This is a genomic window from Aureimonas sp. CAS (assembly GCF_059838215.1).
This window is the reverse complement of record NZ_CM187563.1, coordinates 1,103,212-1,119,189: the sequence shown is the minus strand read 5'-3', so window position 1 is coordinate 1,119,189 and position 15,978 is coordinate 1,103,212. Positions and strand designations below refer to the sequence as shown.

Sequence of the window (15,978 nt, the reverse complement as noted above, 5' to 3'; positions counted from 1 at the left end):
ATGAGCGTGCCCGCCGTCTTCGCCGAACCCGCCACCGGCCGGCGCCCCTTCGTCACGATCGACGCATGGGCGTTGAAGTCGAACTGGCGCTCGCTCGCCACCGTCGCCGAGCGCGCCCGCACCGGCGCCGCCGTCAAGGCGGACGGCTACGGGCTCGGCGCCGTCACCACCGCCAAGGCGCTCTTCGGCGCCGGCTGCCGCGACTTCTTCGTCGCCTGGGCCGAGGAGGGCGCCGTCGTCCGGGAGGCCATGGCCGGCAAGAACGCCCGCATCTTCGTGCTCCAGGGTCTCGACGGTGAAGCCGCGCGGCTGGCACGCGAGCACAGGCTGGTCCCCGTCCTCTCCACGCCCGACGACATCGCGATCTGGCGCGAAAGCGCCAAGGGCCACCTGCCCGGCCCCTGCGCGCTGCAGTTCGAGACCGGCATGCACCGGCTCGGCCTCGACGAGGCGGAGGCCAAGAAGGCCGCGCGCCTGTCGAAGGAAGGCCAGCTCGACATCGCTCTGGTGATGAGCCACCTCGCCAGCGCCGACATCCTCTATTCCGGGCAGAGCGACGAGCAGCTCGAGCGCTTCCATCAGGTGACCAAGCCCTTCGCCTATGTCGGGCGCTCGCTCGCCAATTCCGCCGCCATCTTCCGGGGCGCCAAATATCATTTCGACCTGACGCGGCCGGGCATCGCGCTCTATGGCGGGCGGGACGGCATCGAGGACGGCGGCGCGATCCGCCCCGTCGTCACCCTCAACGCCCACGTTCTCCAGATCGCCAAGGTGAAGAAGGGCGAGCCCGTCGGCTACGCCGCCACCCAGCGCATGGAGAAGGCCGGGCGCGTCGCCACGATCGGCATCGGATATGCCGACGGCTACATCCGCTCGGCCTCCGGCTCGACGGCCGCGCGGGGCGCGGGCAAGCCGCCCGAGATGTTCGCCGCCGGCCGCCGGGCTCCCGTCATCGGCCGCGTGTCGATGGACATGACCATGATCGACGTCTCCGGCCTGCCGGAGGACGCGCTGAAGCCGGGCGACACGGTGGAGGTCTTCGGCGCCAACGTGCCCGTCGACGAGGTCGCCCAGCGCTCGGGCACCATCGCCTACGAGCTTCTCACCTCGCTCGGATCGCGCGTCCAGCGCCGCTGGGTCTGATGGCGCGCGCCAAGGCCACCTTCGTCTGCCAGAACTGCGGCGCGGTCACCAACCGCTGGCAGGGCCGCTGCGACGCCTGCGGCGAGTGGAACACCATCGTCGAGGAGAACGAGTCGGGCGGCATCGGCGGCGGTCCGGCGGCGCCCTCGCGCGGGCGCCGGAAAGGGCGTGTCGCGACGCTCGTCCCCCTTTCCGGCGAAACCGAGGAAGCGCCGCGCATCGTCTCCGGCCTGTCCGAGCTCGACCGGGTGACGGGCGGCGGCTTCGTGCGCGGCTCGGCGCTCCTCGTCGGCGGCGATCCGGGCATCGGCAAGTCGACTCTCCTGATGCAGGCCGCCGCCGCGCTGGCCCGCAGGGGCAACAAGGTCGTCTACGTCTCGGGCGAGGAGGCGGTCGCGCAGGTCCGCCTTCGAGCGCAACGGCTCAAGGCCTCCGACACCGACGTGCAGCTCATGGCCGAGACCAATGTCGAGGACATCCTCGCCACGCTCGCCTCGGAGCGCCGGCCCGACCTCGTCATCATCGATTCCATCCAGACGGTCTGGACCGACATCGCCGAATCGGCGCCGGGCACCGTCACGCAGGTCCGCGCGGGCGCGCAGGCGCTGATCCGCTACGCCAAATCCTCGGGCGCGGCCGTCATCCTCGTCGGCCACGTGACGAAGGAGGGGCAGATCGCCGGCCCGCGCGTGGTCGAGCACATGGTCGACGCGGTGCTCTATTTCGAGGGCGAAGGCGGGCACCACTACCGCATCCTCAGGACGGTCAAGAACCGCTTCGGAGCGACCGACGAGATCGGCGTGTTCGAGATGGGCGATTCGGGCCTTCGCGAGGTGCAGAACCCGTCCGAGCTCTTCCTCGGCGAGCGCAACGAGACGGCGCCCGGTGCCGCCGTCTTCGCCGGCATGGAGGGCACGCGCCCGGTTCTCGTCGAGATCCAGGCGCTCGTCGCCCCCTCCGCGCTCGGCACCCCGCGCCGCTCGGTCCTGGGATGGGACGCTCCGCGCCTCGCCATGGTGCTGGCCGTCCTGGAGGCTCATTGCGGGGTCCGCCTCGGCCAGCACGACGTCTATCTGAACGTCGCGGGAGGCTACCGCATCTCCGAGCCCGCCGCCGACCTCGCCGTCGCCGCCGCCCTCGTCTCGTCGCTCTCGGGCAAGGCTCTGCCGGCGGACGGGGTCTATTTCGGCGAAATCTCGCTCTCCGGCGCCGTCAGGCCGGTCGCCCATGCCGGCCAGCGGCTGAAGGAGGCCGAAAAGCTCGGCTTCGGACAGGCGGTCCTGCCGGCCGCGAGCGGCGACGTTCCGGCGGCCAAGACCCTGTCCAGCGCCGAGATCGAGACGCTTGCGGACCTCGTGGCGCGGGTCGCGGGGCGGATGGAAGCATCCGATGCTTGATTTTCGCCGCATCCGCGAGTGTAAGACAGTTCCATCGCATCACAGCCAGACGCGCGCCGCCGTTCGAACGAGCCAAGGACCGGAATGACCGTCACCCTCCTCGACCTGATTCTGATCGGGATCATGCTGGTCTCGGCCATCCTGGCGATGGTCCGGGGCTTCTCCCGCGAGATCCTGTCGATCGTCTCCTGGGTCGCCGCGGCCTTGGCCGCCTACGCCTTCTACCCCTTCGTCGCCCCCTACGCGCAGAACTACATCGCGTCCGAAACCGCCGCGATGGCCGCCGCCGCCCTCGCCGTCTTCCTGGTCGCGCTGATCATCGTCTCCTTCATCACGCTGCGCATCGCGGATTTCATCATCGACAGCCGCATCGGGCCGATCGACCGGACCTTCGGTTTCCTATTCGGCGCCGCGCGCGGTCTCCTCCTCGTCGTCGTCGCCATCGTCTTCTTCAACTGGCTGACGCCGGAGAACCAGCCGGCCTGGGTCGCGGGCGCTCAGTCCAAGCCCATGCTCGACGATCTCGGCAACCGCCTCCTCGCCGCCCTGCCGGACGACCCGGAGCGCACCATCATGGAGCGCATCGGACGCGGCGACGACGCGGCCCCGGCCGGGACCGCGGCCGGCACGCCCGGCGCGCCGCAGAGCGTGGAGGATGCGATCGAGGCGGCCGACGAGCCCCCGGCGGGCTCGCCCGCCAACTGACCGGACGCGCTCCGGTCCGAAATCTGACAGCCGCGGGCGCTCCGCGTCTGGTATGCTTCTTCTAGGATGCACATCTGTCCGGTTCCGACCGGAACCCGATCTCCATCTGGCGCCCCTTTCGTGAAGAGGGGCTGAGCGAGCGACCCATGGACGACGCGTCTTTCAGCCTCGACGACGACACGCTCCACGAGGAGTGCGGCGTCTTCGGTATCCTCGGCCATCCCGACGCGACGACGCTGACGGCGCTGGGGCTCCACGCCCTTCAGCATCGCGGGCAGGAGGCGGCGGGCATCGTCTGCTTCGACGGCTCGCAGTTCCATTCTGAACGCCGCATGGGCCTCGTCGGCGACCACTACACCGATCCGGCCACCCTCGCCCGCCTGCCCGGCCACATGGCGATCGGCCACGTGCGCTACTCGACGACGGGCGAGACGATCCTGCGCAACGTCCAGCCGCTCTTCGCGGAGCTGAACGAGGGCGGCATCGCGATCGCCCACAACGGCAACTTCACCAACGGGCTGACGCTGCGGCGCAACCTCATCGCGTCGGGCGCCATCTGCCAGTCGACCTCCGACACCGAGGTCGTGCTCCATCTCATCGCCCGCTCCAAGCTCGGCTCCTCCGGCGAGCGCTTCGCCGACGCGGTCGCGCAGGTGGAAGGCGGCTACGCCATGCTGGCGCTGACGCGCACCAAGCTCATCGCCGCGCGCGACCCCAACGGCGTGCGCCCGCTCGTCATGGGCGAGCTCGACGGCAAGCCGATCTTTTGCTCGGAGACCTGCGCGCTCGACATCATCGGCGCCAAATTCGTGCGCGACGTCGAGAACGGCGAGGTCGTGATCTGCGAGCTCCAGCCCGACGGTTCGGTGACGATCGACGCGCGCAAGGCGCAGGTGAAGCGGCCCGAGCGCATCTGCCTGTTCGAGTACGTCTATTTCGCCCGGCCGGATTCCGTCGTGGGCGGCCGCTCGGTCTATGTCGCGCGCAAGAACATGGGCCGGAACCTCGCCCAGGAGGCTCCGGTGGAGGCCGACGTCGTCGTGCCCGTGCCGGACGGCGGCACGCCCGCCGCGATAGGCTTCGCGCAGGAGAGCGGCATTCCGTTCGAGCTCGGCATCATCCGCAACCATTATGTCGGGCGCACCTTCATCGAGCCGACGCAGCAGATCCGCGCCTTCGGCGTGAAGCTCAAGCACTCGGCCAATCGCGCCATGATCGAGGGCAAGCGCGTCGTCCTCATCGACGATTCGATCGTGCGCGGCACGACCTCGCTCAAGATCGTGCGGATGATCCGCGACGCGGGGGCAAGCGAGGTGCACATCCGCGTCGCCTCGCCCATGATCTACCATCCGGACTTCTACGGCATCGACACGCCGGAGGCGGAGAACCTCCTCGCCAACCAGCACGAGGACCTCGCCTCCATGTGCCGGTTCATCGGCGCCGATTCCCTGCAGTTCCTGTCGATCGACGGGCTCTACACGGCGGTCGGCGGCAAGCCGCGCGACCCGGCCCGTCCGCAGTTCACCGACCACTACTTCACCGGCGACTACCCGACGCGCCTCACCGACCGCGAGGCGACGACGCATCACAATGTCCGCCGCCTCGCCCTCATGGCCGGCAACGGCTAGGCATCTCCAGCCGAAGCGGATCGGTTCGGCTGCAGGACGATGCTGCATGAGAGAAGCTGAACCGTTTTCGGTGTTCGCAAGACCATCGGAAACGGTCTAAGGGCTTTGCGAACGGTCCCGAGCGGCCGAAAGGAAACACCGGCCGAGAGTTCGTGGGAATGGCAGGGGAATTTTCGGGGCGCGTCGCGCTCGTCAGCGGCGCATCGCGCGGCATCGGCTACCAGCTCGCCAAGGCCCTCGGGGCGGGCGGCGCGCATGTCGTCGCCGTGGCGCGCACCGTCGGCGGGCTGGAGGAGCTCGACGACGAGATCAAGGCCGCGGGCGGCTCGGCGACGCTGGTCCCGCTCGACCTTCTCGACATGGAGGGCATCGACCGGCTGGGCGGCGCCATCCACGAGCGCTGGGGCAAGCTCGACATTCTCGTCGCCAATGCCGGCGCGCTCGGCGTGCTCGCGCCCATCGGGCACATCCAGGCGAAGGTCTTCGACAAGACCATGCGCCTCAACGTCGATTCCACCTGGCGGCTGATCCGCACGACCGACCCGCTGCTGCGCGCCTCGGACGCCGGTCGCGCCGTCGTCCTCTCCTCGGGCGCGGCCCATTCGGCCAAGGCCTATTGGAGCCTCTACGCGGCCACCAAGGCGGCCTGCGAGGCGCTGGTGAAGTCCTGGGCGAACGAGACGCAGACCCTGCCGCTTCGCGTCAACTCGGTGAACCCCGGCGGCACCCGCACGGCCATGCGCGCGCTCGCCATGCCGGGCGAGGACCCGTCCACCCTGCCCTCGGCGGAAAGCGTCGCGGCGCGGATCCTGCCGCTCCTGTCGGCGAGCTGCACGCAGACCGGCCGCCTCTTCGACGTGCGCCAGAACCGCTTCCTCACCTACCGCGACCCCGAGTAGGCTCTACAACGGCTCGAGAAAGAACTCGGCATCGCAGCTGCATTCTTCTCCCGCTCGCGGGAGAAGGTCCCGGCAGGGGGATGAGGGCTTCGAAAGCCCGGCGTTCGCTGTGTTCCGAAGCGTCGCGGCTGCACGCCCTCACCCGGCCCTTCGGGCCACCCTCTCCCCAAGGGGAGAGGAATGGAGCCTCTTTCGGCACCGATCCACCAGCGATGAGCTCGTGGGAGCACGGCCTCGCAACCGCATTCTTCTCCCCCGTGGGGAGAAGGTGCCGGCAGGCGGATGAGGGGGACAGGCGCGCACCTTATCGCATGGCGCGCTTCGGGCCCTCACCCGGCCGTCGCTTCGCGCCGTCCACCCTCTCCCCAGGGGGAGAGGAATGGAGCCTCTTTCGGCACCGATCCACCGGCTATGAGCTCGTGGAAGCACGGCCTCGCAGCTGCATTCTTCTCCCGCTCGCGGGAGAAGGTCCCGGCAGGGGGATGAGGGCATCATCAGGCTCGGCGTTCGGGCCTCGCAACGCTCCGGCTGAAGGCCCTCACCCGGCCCTTCGGGCCACCCTCTCCCCAAGGGGAGAGGAATGGCGCCTGCCTCTGCTACGCCGGAAGCGCGATCTTACCCCTCCACCCGCGCCCGGTGCTTCGCCTGCCTGTACGAGCGGATCGAGAGCGGGATGGTGGCGAAATAGGCGAGGACCGAAAGCGTCAGCGTCTGCCACGGGAAGGCCAGCAGCATGGCGATGTAGAACACCACCAGAAGCATGATCGGCACCACCCATTCGCGGCGCAGCGGAATGGTGACCGTCTTGCCGGAATAGGTGGGAATGCGGCTCGCCATCAGGAGGCCGACGACGACGAGATAGACCGCCGCCACGGCCGCCGTGAGCTGGGGGAAGCCCGTCTGGTCACCGGTCAGCCCCAGATAGATCGGCAGCAGCGAGAGAGCGGCGCCGGCCGGCGCCGGCACGCCGACGAAATAGGCGCTCTTCCAGGCCGGCTTGTTCGGCTCGTCCAGCATGGTGTTGAAGCGCGCCAGGCGCAGCGCCGAGCCGGCCGCATAGAGCAGCGCCGCCGTCCAGCCGATCGCGCCCGCGTCGTGGAGCGTGAAGGCGTAGAGCAGAAGGGCCGGGGCGACGCCGAAATTGACGATGTCGGCAAGCGAATCCATCTCCGCCCCGAAGCGGCTCTGCCCGTTGACGAGGCGGGCGATGCGCCCGTCGATCCCGTCGAGGAAGGCCGCGCCGAGGACGAGGATCACCGCCAGCTCGATCCGGCCCTCGAAGGCGAAGCGGATGCCGGTCATCCCGGCGCAGATCGACAGGATGGTGATGAGGTTCGGCACGATCTGCCGGATGGGAATGCGCCCGCGCGGGGCTGGCGATGCGGGCTCGCCCTGGTCCTTGCGGCCGTCCTCCACGTCGAACGCCCCCATCAGTCCCTCCGATAGGTCCAGGCCGACAGGCCCTCGCCGAATTCGGCGATGACCGTCTCGCCCGCATAGGCGGTCTGCCCTTCCGCGACGCGCGGCGCGGCGCCCTCGGGCAGATAGACGTCGAGCCGCGAGCCGAAGCGGATGAGGCCGAAGCGCTCGCCGGCCTTCAGATGGTCGCCGGCCTGCGCGAAGGGCACGATGCGGCGCGCGACCGCGCCCGCGATCTGCACGACGCCGACCTCTCCGTGCGGGCTCGCCAGCACCATGGAGGAGCGCTCGTTCTCCTCGCTCGCCTTGTCGAGCTCGGCGTTCAGGAACTTGCCCTCGCGATAGACGATCCGCTCCACGCGCCCCTGAACGGGCGCGCGATTGATGTGGCAGTCGAAGACGTTCATAAAGATCGAGATGCGCAGGCGTGGGCCGTCGCCGAGCAGAAGCTCGGCCGGCGGCACGACGGGGCCGACCAGCGAGACGCGGCCGTCGGCGGGGCTCACCACGACATGGTCGGCCTGCGGCGTCACGCGCTCGGGGTCGCGGAAGAAATAGGCGCACCAGAGCGTCAGGATCAGACCGAGCCAGAACAGCGGTTCCCACAGGAGGCCGAGCAGCACCGCGGCGACGAGGAAGGCCAGAACGAAGGGCCAGCCCTGCCGGTGGACCGGCACGAGCACGTTGCGGATCGACTGGATCATGTCCATCGGAGGGTGTCGCCTTTCAAAAGATCGTCGCTTCGAGCGCCGCCGGGCCTTTCGGTCGCCCGACGGCACGATGCCATTTCGATGCTGGAGCGCCGTGCGTCCTTTCGGACGCACGAAGGTCGCTGCATCTCTTTGATTCTACGCATCAGGCTTTCCGAAAATCGACTCCGATTTTCGGAAAGCCTGATGCTACAGGCGACCTACGCGCCAATGGGGCCGGCTTCAAGGCGTCGGCGGCTCGGGTTCCTCCGCGGCCGCTCCGTCCGCCGCCGCTTCGCCCTTCGGATGGCCGGGATCGTTGACGCGCCGCCGCTCCACGACGCCCGCCGCGTCCTGCCGGCGAACGCGCGCCAGCGCCTCCTCCGCCTCGGTCGCCTCGCGCTGCATGGCCCACATCTCGGCATAGAGCCCGCCCGCCGCCATCAGTTCCCGGTGCGAGCCGCGCTCGACGATCTCGCCGGCCTTCAGAACCAGGATCTCGTCCGCATCAACGATGGTCGAAAGCCGGTGCGCGATGGTCAGCGTCGTGCGGTCCTTCGAGACCAGATCGAGCGCCGACTGGATCTCCTGCTCGGTGTGGGTGTCGAGCGCAGAGGTCGCCTCGTCGAGGATCAGGATCGGCGGCGCCTTCAGGAGCGTTCGCGCGATGGCCACGCGCTGCTTCTCGCCGCCCGAAAGCTTGAGGCCGCGCTCGCCGACCATGGTGGAATAGCCCTGCGGCAGGCTCTCGATGAAGGGGCCGACCTGCGCCAGCGTCGCGGCGCGCCGCACCTCCTCCTCGCTCGCTCCCGTCCGCCCGTAGCGGATGTTGTAGGCGATGGTGTCGTTGAAGAGGACCGTGTCCTGCGGGACGATGCCGATCGCCGCGCGCAAGCTCTCCTGGCGCACCGCCGAGATGTCCTGCCCGTCGATCGTGATGCGCCCGCCCTGCGGCTCGTAGAAGCGGAAGAGCAGCCGCGAGATGGTCGACTTGCCCGCCCCCGAGGGCCCGACGATCGCGACGGTTCGGCCCGGCGGCACCTCGAAGGAGATGCCCTTCAGGATCTGCCGGTCCGGGTCGTAGGCGAAGCGCACGTCCTCGAAGCGGATCGCCCCGGACGGCACATTCAAATCCGGCGCGTCCGGCGCGTCCACGATCTCCCGGCGCACGTCGAGGAGCCTGAACATGGTCTCCATGTCGGTCAGGCCCTGCCGGATCTCGCGATAGACGAAACCGATGAAGTTCAAGGGGATCGAGAGCTGCATCATGATGGCGTTGATGAAGACGAAGTCGCCGAGCGTCTGCGTGCCCGCCTGCACCTCCAGCGCGCTCATCACCATCACCGCGCCCATGCCGGCCGAGAAGATCACGCCCTGCCCGAAGTTCAGCCAGCCGAGCGAGGTCCAGGTGCGGGTGGCGGCGCTCTCGTAGCGCGCCATGGAGGCGTCGAAGCGCCTGGCCTCCATCTCCTCGTTGCCGAAATACTTGACCGTCTCGAAATTGAGCAGCGAGTCGATCGCCTTGGTGTTCGCTTCGGTGTCGGAATCGTTCATCTCGCGCCGGATGCCGATGCGCCAGTCGGAGGCCTTCACCGTGAACCAGGCGTAGAGGAAGACCGTCGCCGCGATCACCGCGACGTAGGAGAGGCCGTAGGCGACAGCGAAGATCGCCGCCGTCAGCGCGAATTCGAGCAGCGTCGGCACCGTGTTGAGCACGGCGAAGCGCACGATCGTCTCGATGCCCTTGGTGCCGCGCTCGATGATGCGCGACAGGCCGCCCGTGCGGCGCTCCAGATGGAAGCGCAGCGACAGCTCGTGCATGTGCCGGAAGGTGCGCAGCGCGAGCCGCCGCACCGCATATTGCCCGACCGAGGCGAAGAGCGCGTCGCGCAGCTGGTTGAAGCCGACCGAGACGACCCGCACCACATTGTAGGCGACGACGAGCGTGACGGCGCCCGTCAGCGCCAGCGGCAGCCAGCCGGGCAGAGGCCCGGCCGAGACGTCGAGCGAGTCGGTCGCCCATTTGTAGAAATAGGGGATCGCGACGGTCAGGAGCTTGGCGACGACGAGATAGAAGCTCGCCCAGAGGACGCGCGCCTTCAGATCGGGCCGCCCCTCCGGCCACATGTAGGGCCACAGGTTCTTCAGCGTGCGGAAGGTCGCGCCGGATTCGGCGGAGACGGTCGGAGCGGTGTCGGACAAGGGGTCGGGGCTCGATGCGCGAAGGGTGCGGCGTCGCCGCTTGGAACCCTTCTAAAGCATCCGCAACCGCCGGTCATCGTCGCGGTTCGACGCGCCCTCGACCCTCATGAGGTCGCCCGCGCGATCAGCGCAGTTCGGACGTCTCCCCGTCCGTCTCCTCCGGCAGGCGGAACACCTGTCCGGGATAGATCAGGTCGGGGTCGCGGATCTGGTCGCCATTGGCGAGGTAGATGACGGTGTAGCGCCGGCCGAGCCCGTAGGTGTCGCGCGAGATGCGCCACAGCGTGTCGCCGCGCCGGATGATGACGCGACCGTCCACGGGCTCCAGGGCCGCCTGCGTACGAAGACCTTCGACCGGGCCCGCGCCCTCGTCGACCGCCCCGCGCGACGGCGCTTCCGGCACCGGTTCGGATGCGGCGACGGCGGCCTCCGCCGGCCGTGCCGCGTCCGGCTGCACGGGCGCGACATCGACGGCCGGCGCCTCCGCGTTGCCGGAGGCGGCAGCGGGCTCCGGCGCGTCCGGGGTTTCGGACGCGACGTTCGCCGTCGAAGGCGCGGTCGGGGCCGGTTCTGTGACAGATGTCGAAGGCGCCTCGGTCGTCGGTTCGGGATCGGCGGGCGGTTGCGCCACGACCGCCTCCTCGGCCTCGACTGCGGGCGCCTCGCGCTCCTGCGCCGGTTCCGCGCCGCGAATGCCGGGCGCCAGCGCGGCCATGCTCTCGCCCTCCGGCCGGTCGAACGGCACCTCGACGCGGGCCACCACGGAGCCGTCCGGGCCGATCTCGTCGGCGCGCACGCGGTGCGACCCGACGCTCACCTCCGCCCGTCCCTCGGCGATGAACTCCTTGCCGGTCTCCTGCCCTTCGGCCAGGAACTCGTCGTCCACATAGACGCGGACGCGCCCGCCGGGGCGCGTCGTTCCGGCGACATAGATGCGGTCGCGCTCGATCTCGACGGCGGCGATGGACAGGGCGCTGCCGACCGTCCGGTCGATTTCCTGCGCTGCCGTCGCCGCGGCCTCGGCGGCGGGGGCCTCGGGCCCGGCCTCGTTCGCGTCCGGCGCTGCGGCAGGCTCGCTCGACGGTGCGGCCGCCTCGGCCAGAGCCGGGCGCTGCAGGATGCGCGTCGGCTCGTTGGGTGCGCCGAGCGCCACCAGAAGCTCCTCCTCGCGGCCGGTGTCGGGAACGCTGACGATGGCGGCCTCGGCCGATTCCGTCGCCTCGCCCGCCTCGTCCTCGGTCTGCAAGGTCAGCTCGTGCTCGCCGACGACCAGCGGGTCCGTCAGCGCCATGGCGAAATCGCCCGCTTCGGAGGCGCGCTCGCTCGCGATCACCTCGCCGCCGCTCAGAAGCTTCACCTCGCTGCCGGGCGCCGCGCGGCCCGCGATCACGGCCGAGCCGTCCGGCTCGACGCGCAGGAGCTCGAAGCTCGGGGCATCGGCCGTCGCGGGAGCGTCCGGCGCCGGTGAGCCGGCGTCCGGCTCGTCCGGCGCGGCTTCGGCGGTCTCGGGCGCGGGCGGCGCCTCGACTTCGAATGCCACAGACGGCCCGGGCTCGGGCTGCGCGGTCTCTTCTGGCGCGGAGCCTTCCGCGAAGACCTGTCGTTCGGGCAGCAGGCCGGCGAAGTGCCAGTAGCCGGCAAGAACACCCACGACCACGACTCCCGCCGCCACCCCGGAACCGACGATCAGCTTCTTCATGGACAGGCCCAAACCGGCGGGAGGGCGCCCGTCGCCATCCCCTTCCGTGTCTTAGCGAAGCGTGCGGGCCTCAACAAGCAAGCCCCTTGCCGCTCCGGCCCGTCGCCCTATCGACGGCCGCCGAGCGCGCGAAAATGCTTGGAGAGCTTGAGGCCCTGCGCCTGATAGTTGGACGACCGGTCGAGCCCGTACAGCCGCTCCGGCCGCGCCGCCATGCGCTCATAGGCCAGGCGCCCGACGATCTGCCCGTCCTCTAGGATGAAGGGCACCTCGTGGCTGCGCACTTCCAGAACGGCCCGCGCGCCGCTGCCGCCGGCCTCGCTGTGGCCGAAGCCCGGATCGAAGAACCCGGCGTAATGGACGCGGAACTCGCCCACCAGCGGGTCGAAGGGCGTCATCTCCGCGGCGAAGTCCGGCGGAACGTGGACCTCTTCCTTGGAGACGAGGATGTAGAACTCGTCCGGGTCGAGCACGAGCTCGCCGGTCGCTGTCCGGTGCAGCGGCTCCCAGAAGTCCGCGACGCTATGGGCGTCGCGCCGATCGACGTCCACGACACCGGTGTGGCGCTTGCCGCGATAGCCGACGAGGCCGTTCTCGTCGCCCGCCAGATCGACCGAGAGCGCGATGCCGCTGTCGGTGATGTTGGCGCCGCTGGCGTTGGTCAGGCGCTCGGCCTCGTTGATGGCCGAAAGCTCCGCTCCGGCGATCCCCGCATGGCCTTCGCGAAGCCGGAGCTGGGAAAGCCGCGAGCCGGCCCGCACCAGGATCGGGAAGGTGCGCGGGCTGATCTCGATGAAGAGCGGGCCGTTGTAACCGGCTGGTATCTTGTCGAATTCCTGCGCGTGGTCGGCGATGATCCGGGTGAAGATGTCGAGCCGGCCGGTGGAGGATTTCGGGTTGGCGGCCGCCGACAGGCCCTCGGGCAGCGCCAGCCCTTCCATCAGCGGCACGATGTAGACGCAGCCCATTTCCAGCACCGCGCCCTGGGACAGGTCGAAGGCGTGCAGCGAGAAGCGCTCCAGCGACGAGGCGACGGTGCGCGACGGCCCCGGCAGGAAGCTCGCGCGGACGCGATAGGCCGTGCGCCCGAGGCGCAGGTCGAGGCTGGCCGGCTGGATCTGGTCCTCGTCGAGCGGACGCTCGGTGGTGAGCGCCCCCGTCTGGAACAGACGCGCGATGTCCCGATCCGGGAGGATACCTGCTGCCATCGTCCCCTCGACGCCGGTGCCAAAGGGCTTCCTGTAGAGCATTTGCCTGCGCAGCGGCAACTCGACACGGCCCGCCCGTCGTGGGGCCCGAAGCCATGTCCGCGCATCCTGACTTGCAAAGTGCCCGCGCCGGTTCGCGATGCGTAGCTGTCAGCCGGGTTTGACGAAGCGCATGAACCAGTCAGCGAGTTGGGCCTCCGTGATGACGTCAGCCACCATCGCGAGGATCGCCTCCTCGAAAAGATCGTCGGGGGCGGTCAGGGTGAAGTCGTTCGCTGCGAGAAACGTTTCGGCCGCAAGTGCCGCGGTGCGCTTGTTGGCATCGTTGAACCCGTGGTTCTTGGCGATCCCGTAGCAGAGTTTGGCGGCGAGCACGCAGGGATCGTCCTCGTCATCGTATAAGTGGGCGTTCTGCGGACGAGAGAGGGCGGACAAGACGCTGTTCCGATCGAAGACGCCCGGCCTGCCCTTCTCCCCGATTTCGAGGGCGATCTCATGGAGTGCCATGATGACCTCCTCGCCCAGGAACTGCATCAGGCGTCCGCGAGAGACCGCATCAGGGCCGCGCGCTTCTCGGCAATTCGCCGGCCGAGATCGATTGCGGCGTCCTTCGGAGCGAACTGGATCGTTCTCGAAGGCCCGCCCCGATCAACCGGCTCTTTTAGCGCGGAAGGCTTCTTTTCCGAATTGGCCGCATTCTGTCGCGGCCGACCCGCGATTGCGGCTGTATCGATCTGAACCCGAACGAGTTGATCGGTCGCTTCGATCAACCGGGATCCGTAGATCACCCCGTTCTCGTCCTCGATTTGAACCTTCGGCATTCGTCGCGCGATCTTTCGCTGCCTCATACGCCCCGACGGCGATATGCCGAATGTCCGTCGTGCTTTACGGCTTACCTGCCTCGAAGACGAGGAGCGTCTCTTGAGAGTCATTCTCGCCCTCCGTGGCTCAGAGTTCGGATCGGAACCCATCATATAGGATGCAGACAGGCGGCGCCACGCGAGCGCGGAACCGGCTGGCGGTTCTACTGAACCCTCCGGACGTCGTGTGATTTCAGCGCGGACGCTCCCGGCGCCGTGAACGCGTCCGTTGACCCCGATCCGGCGCGGGAGTAGATATCTCGCCCGATGACGTGGTGATTTGGCCGGCCGGCTTGCAGCCACGAAAAACAAGTCGCTAAAGGGCCGTGCCTCCGAGACCTCGCGTCACGAGACCGGCCTTGCGGCGAAGCGCCCGGCCGGCTTTTCTGTGATGCCCGCTCCGCGCGGGCCAAAGGAGGGACGAGAATGGCGATCCGCGAAGGGCGAAAGATCCGGCCGGCCACCCAGCTGGTGCACGCGGGAACCATGCGCTCCCAGTTCGGCGAACTGTCCGAGGCGCTCTTCCTGACCCAGGGCTTCGTCTACGACACCGCCGCCGCCGCCGAAGCCCGCTTCAAGGGCGAGGAGCCCGGCTTCATCTATTCGCGCTACGCCAACCCCACCGTCCGCATGTTCGAGGAGCGCATGATGGCGCTCGAGGGCGCCGGAGACGCGCGCGCCACGGCCTCCGGCATGGCGGCGGTGGCGAGCGCGCTCGTCTGCTCGGTCAAGGCCGGGGACCACGTCGTGGCGGCGCGCGCGCTTTTCGGTTCCTGCCGCTACGTGATCGAGACCGTCCTCGGCCGCGCGGGCGTCACCTGCACCTTCGTCGACGGGCGCGATCTTTCCGCCTGGCGCGCCGCCGTGCGGCCCGAGACCCGGCTCTTCTTCCTGGAGAGCCCGACCAATCCGACGCTCGAGGTCGTGGACATCGCGGCGGTCGCCGGGATCGCCCACGAGGCCGGCGCGATCCTCGTCGTCGACAACGTCTTCGCCACGCCCCTGCAGCAGAAGCCGCTGGAGCTCGGCGCGGACGTCGTCGTCTACTCCACCACCAAGCATATCGACGGCCAGGGCCGGTGTCTCGGCGGCGTCGTCCTCGCCTCGGCCGAATGGATCGAGGCCAACCTCCACGACTATTTCCGCCACACGGGCCCCTGCATGTCGCCCTTCAACGCCTGGGTCATGCTGAAGGGGCTGGAGACGCTGGCGCTGCGGGTCGAGCGGCAGACGGCGACCGCCGGGCGCATCGCGGACCGGCTCGCCGGCGACGCCAAGGTGAAGCGCGTCCTCTATCCCGGGCGCGCCGACCATCCGGACGCGGCGGTGATCGCGCGGCAGATGTCGGGCGGCTCGACGCTGGTCGCCTTCGAGCTGGCCGGCGGCAAGGAGGCCGCCTTCCGCTTCGCCGACGCTCTGGAGATCGTCACGATCTCCAACAATCTCGGCGACGCCAAGAGCCTCATCACCCATCCGGCGACCACCACGCACAAGAACCTGACGCCCGAGGTGCGCGGCGAACTCGGCATCACGGACGGCATTCTTCGTTTCTCGGCGGGGCTGGAAGACGTCGAAGATCTGCTAGATGATTTCTCCGCCGCCCTGTCGGCGGCCTGACAACGGACGGTCGGCGGCGGCAAGGACAGACGAAAGCACGCAGGACGCATCCTATGGGTCGAAAGTCGTGTGATGAAGGGTTCGGGTGCTTCGGGAGAAGCCTTTACGAGGCGATGACCGAAGGGATCGCCGTCCGGGTCCGTCCGGCCTTCCTGAAGGAGCGCTCCTCGCCGCAGGAGGGGCGCTGGCTCTTCGCCTACACGATCGAGATCGAGAACGCCTCGGACGAGACCGTCCAGCTCCGCTCTCGCCACTGGCGCATCACCGACGCGGCGGGCCGGGTGGAAGAGGTCCATGGCCCCGGCGTCGTCGGGGAGGAGCCGATCCTCGATCCCGGCGACAGCTTCACCTACACGTCGGGCTGCCCGCTCACCACGCCCTCGGGGATCATGTGCGGCAGCTACGAGATGGAGCGGCCGGACGGCAGCCGCTTCCAGGTCGCCATCCCGGCCTTCTCGCTCGACGCCCCGACCTCGGCGCCGATGCGCCTGAACTGAGGCCGGCGGCGCACC

At 69.2% G+C, this 15,978-nt stretch carries 14 protein-coding genes and 1 riboswitch; of the genes, 7 read left to right on the top strand and 7 right to left on the bottom strand.

Features of this window, described 5'->3' with window-relative positions; genetic code table 11:
* From alr to AC6R2M_RS05425, 5 genes are all read left to right on the top strand, one after another.
* Complete coding sequence (alr, locus tag AC6R2M_RS05445) at positions 1–1,143, top strand: alanine racemase (protein ID WP_500486244.1); 1,143 nt, start codon at positions 1–3, stop codon at positions 1,141–1,143.
* Positions 1,143–2,540 (top strand): DNA repair protein RadA, encoded by a 1,398-nt coding sequence (gene radA / locus AC6R2M_RS05440; protein ID WP_500486242.1) that lies wholly within the window; start codon positions 1,143–1,145, stop codon positions 2,538–2,540. Before alr ends, radA begins: the two co-directional genes overlap by 1 nt.
* Before the next feature lie 84 nt (positions 2,541–2,624).
* Positions 2,625–3,245, top strand: a complete 621-nt coding sequence (locus AC6R2M_RS05435) for a CvpA family protein (RefSeq protein WP_500486240.1) — start codon at positions 2,625–2,627, stop codon at positions 3,243–3,245.
* A gap of 146 nt (positions 3,246–3,391) precedes the next feature.
* Complete coding sequence (gene purF, locus AC6R2M_RS05430; protein ID WP_500486238.1) at positions 3,392–4,873, top strand: amidophosphoribosyltransferase; 1,482 nt, start codon at positions 3,392–3,394, stop codon at positions 4,871–4,873.
* Positions 4,874–5,031: 158 nt separating this feature from the next.
* Positions 5,032–5,772, top strand: coding sequence for an SDR family NAD(P)-dependent oxidoreductase (locus AC6R2M_RS05425; RefSeq protein ID WP_500486236.1), 741 nt, complete (start codon positions 5,032–5,034; stop codon positions 5,770–5,772).
* Between the two features lie 615 nt (positions 5,773–6,387).
* Here the strand turns inward: AC6R2M_RS05425 and pssA are convergent.
* The 7 genes from pssA to AC6R2M_RS05390 form a co-directional block, all read right to left on the bottom strand.
* Positions 6,388–7,203, bottom strand: coding sequence for a CDP-diacylglycerol--serine O-phosphatidyltransferase (gene pssA / locus AC6R2M_RS05420; protein WP_500486234.1), 816 nt, complete (start codon positions 7,201–7,203; stop codon positions 6,388–6,390).
* Entirely contained in the window at positions 7,203–7,970 is a 768-nt protein-coding gene (locus AC6R2M_RS05415; protein ID WP_500487503.1) for a phosphatidylserine decarboxylase, read from the bottom strand. The genes pssA and AC6R2M_RS05415 overlap by 1 nt, the downstream gene beginning before the upstream one ends.
* A 153-nt stretch (positions 7,971–8,123) precedes the next feature.
* Entirely contained in the window at positions 8,124–10,082 is a 1,959-nt protein-coding gene (locus AC6R2M_RS05410; RefSeq protein WP_500486232.1) for an ABCB family ABC transporter ATP-binding protein/permease, read from the bottom strand.
* Between the two features lie 124 nt (positions 10,083–10,206).
* Positions 10,207–11,733 (bottom strand): LysM peptidoglycan-binding domain-containing protein, encoded by a 1,527-nt coding sequence (locus AC6R2M_RS05405; protein WP_500486230.1) that lies wholly within the window; start codon positions 11,731–11,733, stop codon positions 10,207–10,209.
* A 155-nt stretch (positions 11,734–11,888) separates the two neighbouring features.
* The gene (locus tag AC6R2M_RS05400; RefSeq protein ID WP_500486228.1) at positions 11,889–12,989 is read right to left on the bottom strand and encodes a 2'-deoxycytidine 5'-triphosphate deaminase; all 1,101 of its coding nucleotides are present in this window, start codon (positions 12,987–12,989) and stop codon (positions 11,889–11,891) included.
* Positions 12,990–13,139: 150 nt separating this feature from the next.
* Positions 13,140–13,523 (bottom strand): type II toxin-antitoxin system death-on-curing family toxin, encoded by a 384-nt coding sequence (locus AC6R2M_RS05395; RefSeq protein WP_500486226.1) that lies wholly within the window; start codon positions 13,521–13,523, stop codon positions 13,140–13,142.
* Positions 13,523–13,810, bottom strand: a complete 288-nt coding sequence (locus AC6R2M_RS05390; RefSeq protein ID WP_500486224.1) for a hypothetical protein — start codon at positions 13,808–13,810, stop codon at positions 13,523–13,525. The genes AC6R2M_RS05395 and AC6R2M_RS05390 overlap by 1 nt, the downstream gene beginning before the upstream one ends.
* A gap of 301 nt (positions 13,811–14,111) precedes the next feature.
* Positions 14,112–14,189, top strand: a riboswitch (SAM riboswitch).
* An 86-nt stretch (positions 14,190–14,275) separates the two neighbouring features.
* Between AC6R2M_RS05390 and AC6R2M_RS05385 the strand changes: the two genes are divergently transcribed.
* Positions 14,276–15,466, top strand: a complete 1,191-nt coding sequence (locus AC6R2M_RS05385; RefSeq protein ID WP_500486222.1) for an O-succinylhomoserine sulfhydrylase — start codon at positions 14,276–14,278, stop codon at positions 15,464–15,466.
* A gap of 113 nt (positions 15,467–15,579) precedes the next feature.
* Complete coding sequence (gene apaG / locus AC6R2M_RS05380; RefSeq protein WP_500486220.1) at positions 15,580–15,963, top strand: Co2+/Mg2+ efflux facilitator ApaG/CorD; 384 nt, start codon at positions 15,580–15,582, stop codon at positions 15,961–15,963.
* Positions 15,964–15,978 lie beyond the last annotated feature (15 nt).

Excerpts from the sequence above, each read along its gene's own strand:
- purF (WP_500486238.1), top strand. The coding sequence starts at position 3,392 with ATGGACGACGCGTCTTTCAGCCTCGACGACGACACGCTCCACGAGGAG.
- AC6R2M_RS05385 (WP_500486222.1), top strand. The coding sequence starts at position 14,276 with ATGGCGATCCGCGAAGGGCGAAAGATCCGGCCGGCCACCCAGCTGGTG.
- radA (WP_500486242.1), top strand. The coding sequence starts at position 1,143 with ATGGCGCGCGCCAAGGCCACCTTCGTCTGCCAGAACTGCGGCGCGGTC.
- alr (WP_500486244.1), top strand. The coding sequence starts at position 1 with ATGAGCGTGCCCGCCGTCTTCGCCGAACCCGCCACCGGCCGGCGCCCC.
- AC6R2M_RS05435 (WP_500486240.1), top strand. The coding sequence starts at position 2,625 with ATGACCGTCACCCTCCTCGACCTGATTCTGATCGGGATCATGCTGGTC.
- AC6R2M_RS05390 (WP_500486224.1), bottom strand. The coding sequence starts at position 13,810 with ATGCCGAAGGTTCAAATCGAGGACGAGAACGGGGTGATCTACGGATCC.
- AC6R2M_RS05400 (WP_500486228.1), bottom strand. The coding sequence starts at position 12,989 with ATGGCAGCAGGTATCCTCCCGGATCGGGACATCGCGCGTCTGTTCCAG.
- apaG (WP_500486220.1), top strand. The coding sequence starts at position 15,580 with ATGACCGAAGGGATCGCCGTCCGGGTCCGTCCGGCCTTCCTGAAGGAG.
- pssA (WP_500486234.1), bottom strand. The coding sequence starts at position 7,203 with ATGGGGGCGTTCGACGTGGAGGACGGCCGCAAGGACCAGGGCGAGCCC.
- AC6R2M_RS05425 (WP_500486236.1), top strand. The coding sequence starts at position 5,032 with ATGGCAGGGGAATTTTCGGGGCGCGTCGCGCTCGTCAGCGGCGCATCG.
- AC6R2M_RS05395 (WP_500486226.1), bottom strand. The coding sequence starts at position 13,523 with ATGCAGTTCCTGGGCGAGGAGGTCATCATGGCACTCCATGAGATCGCC.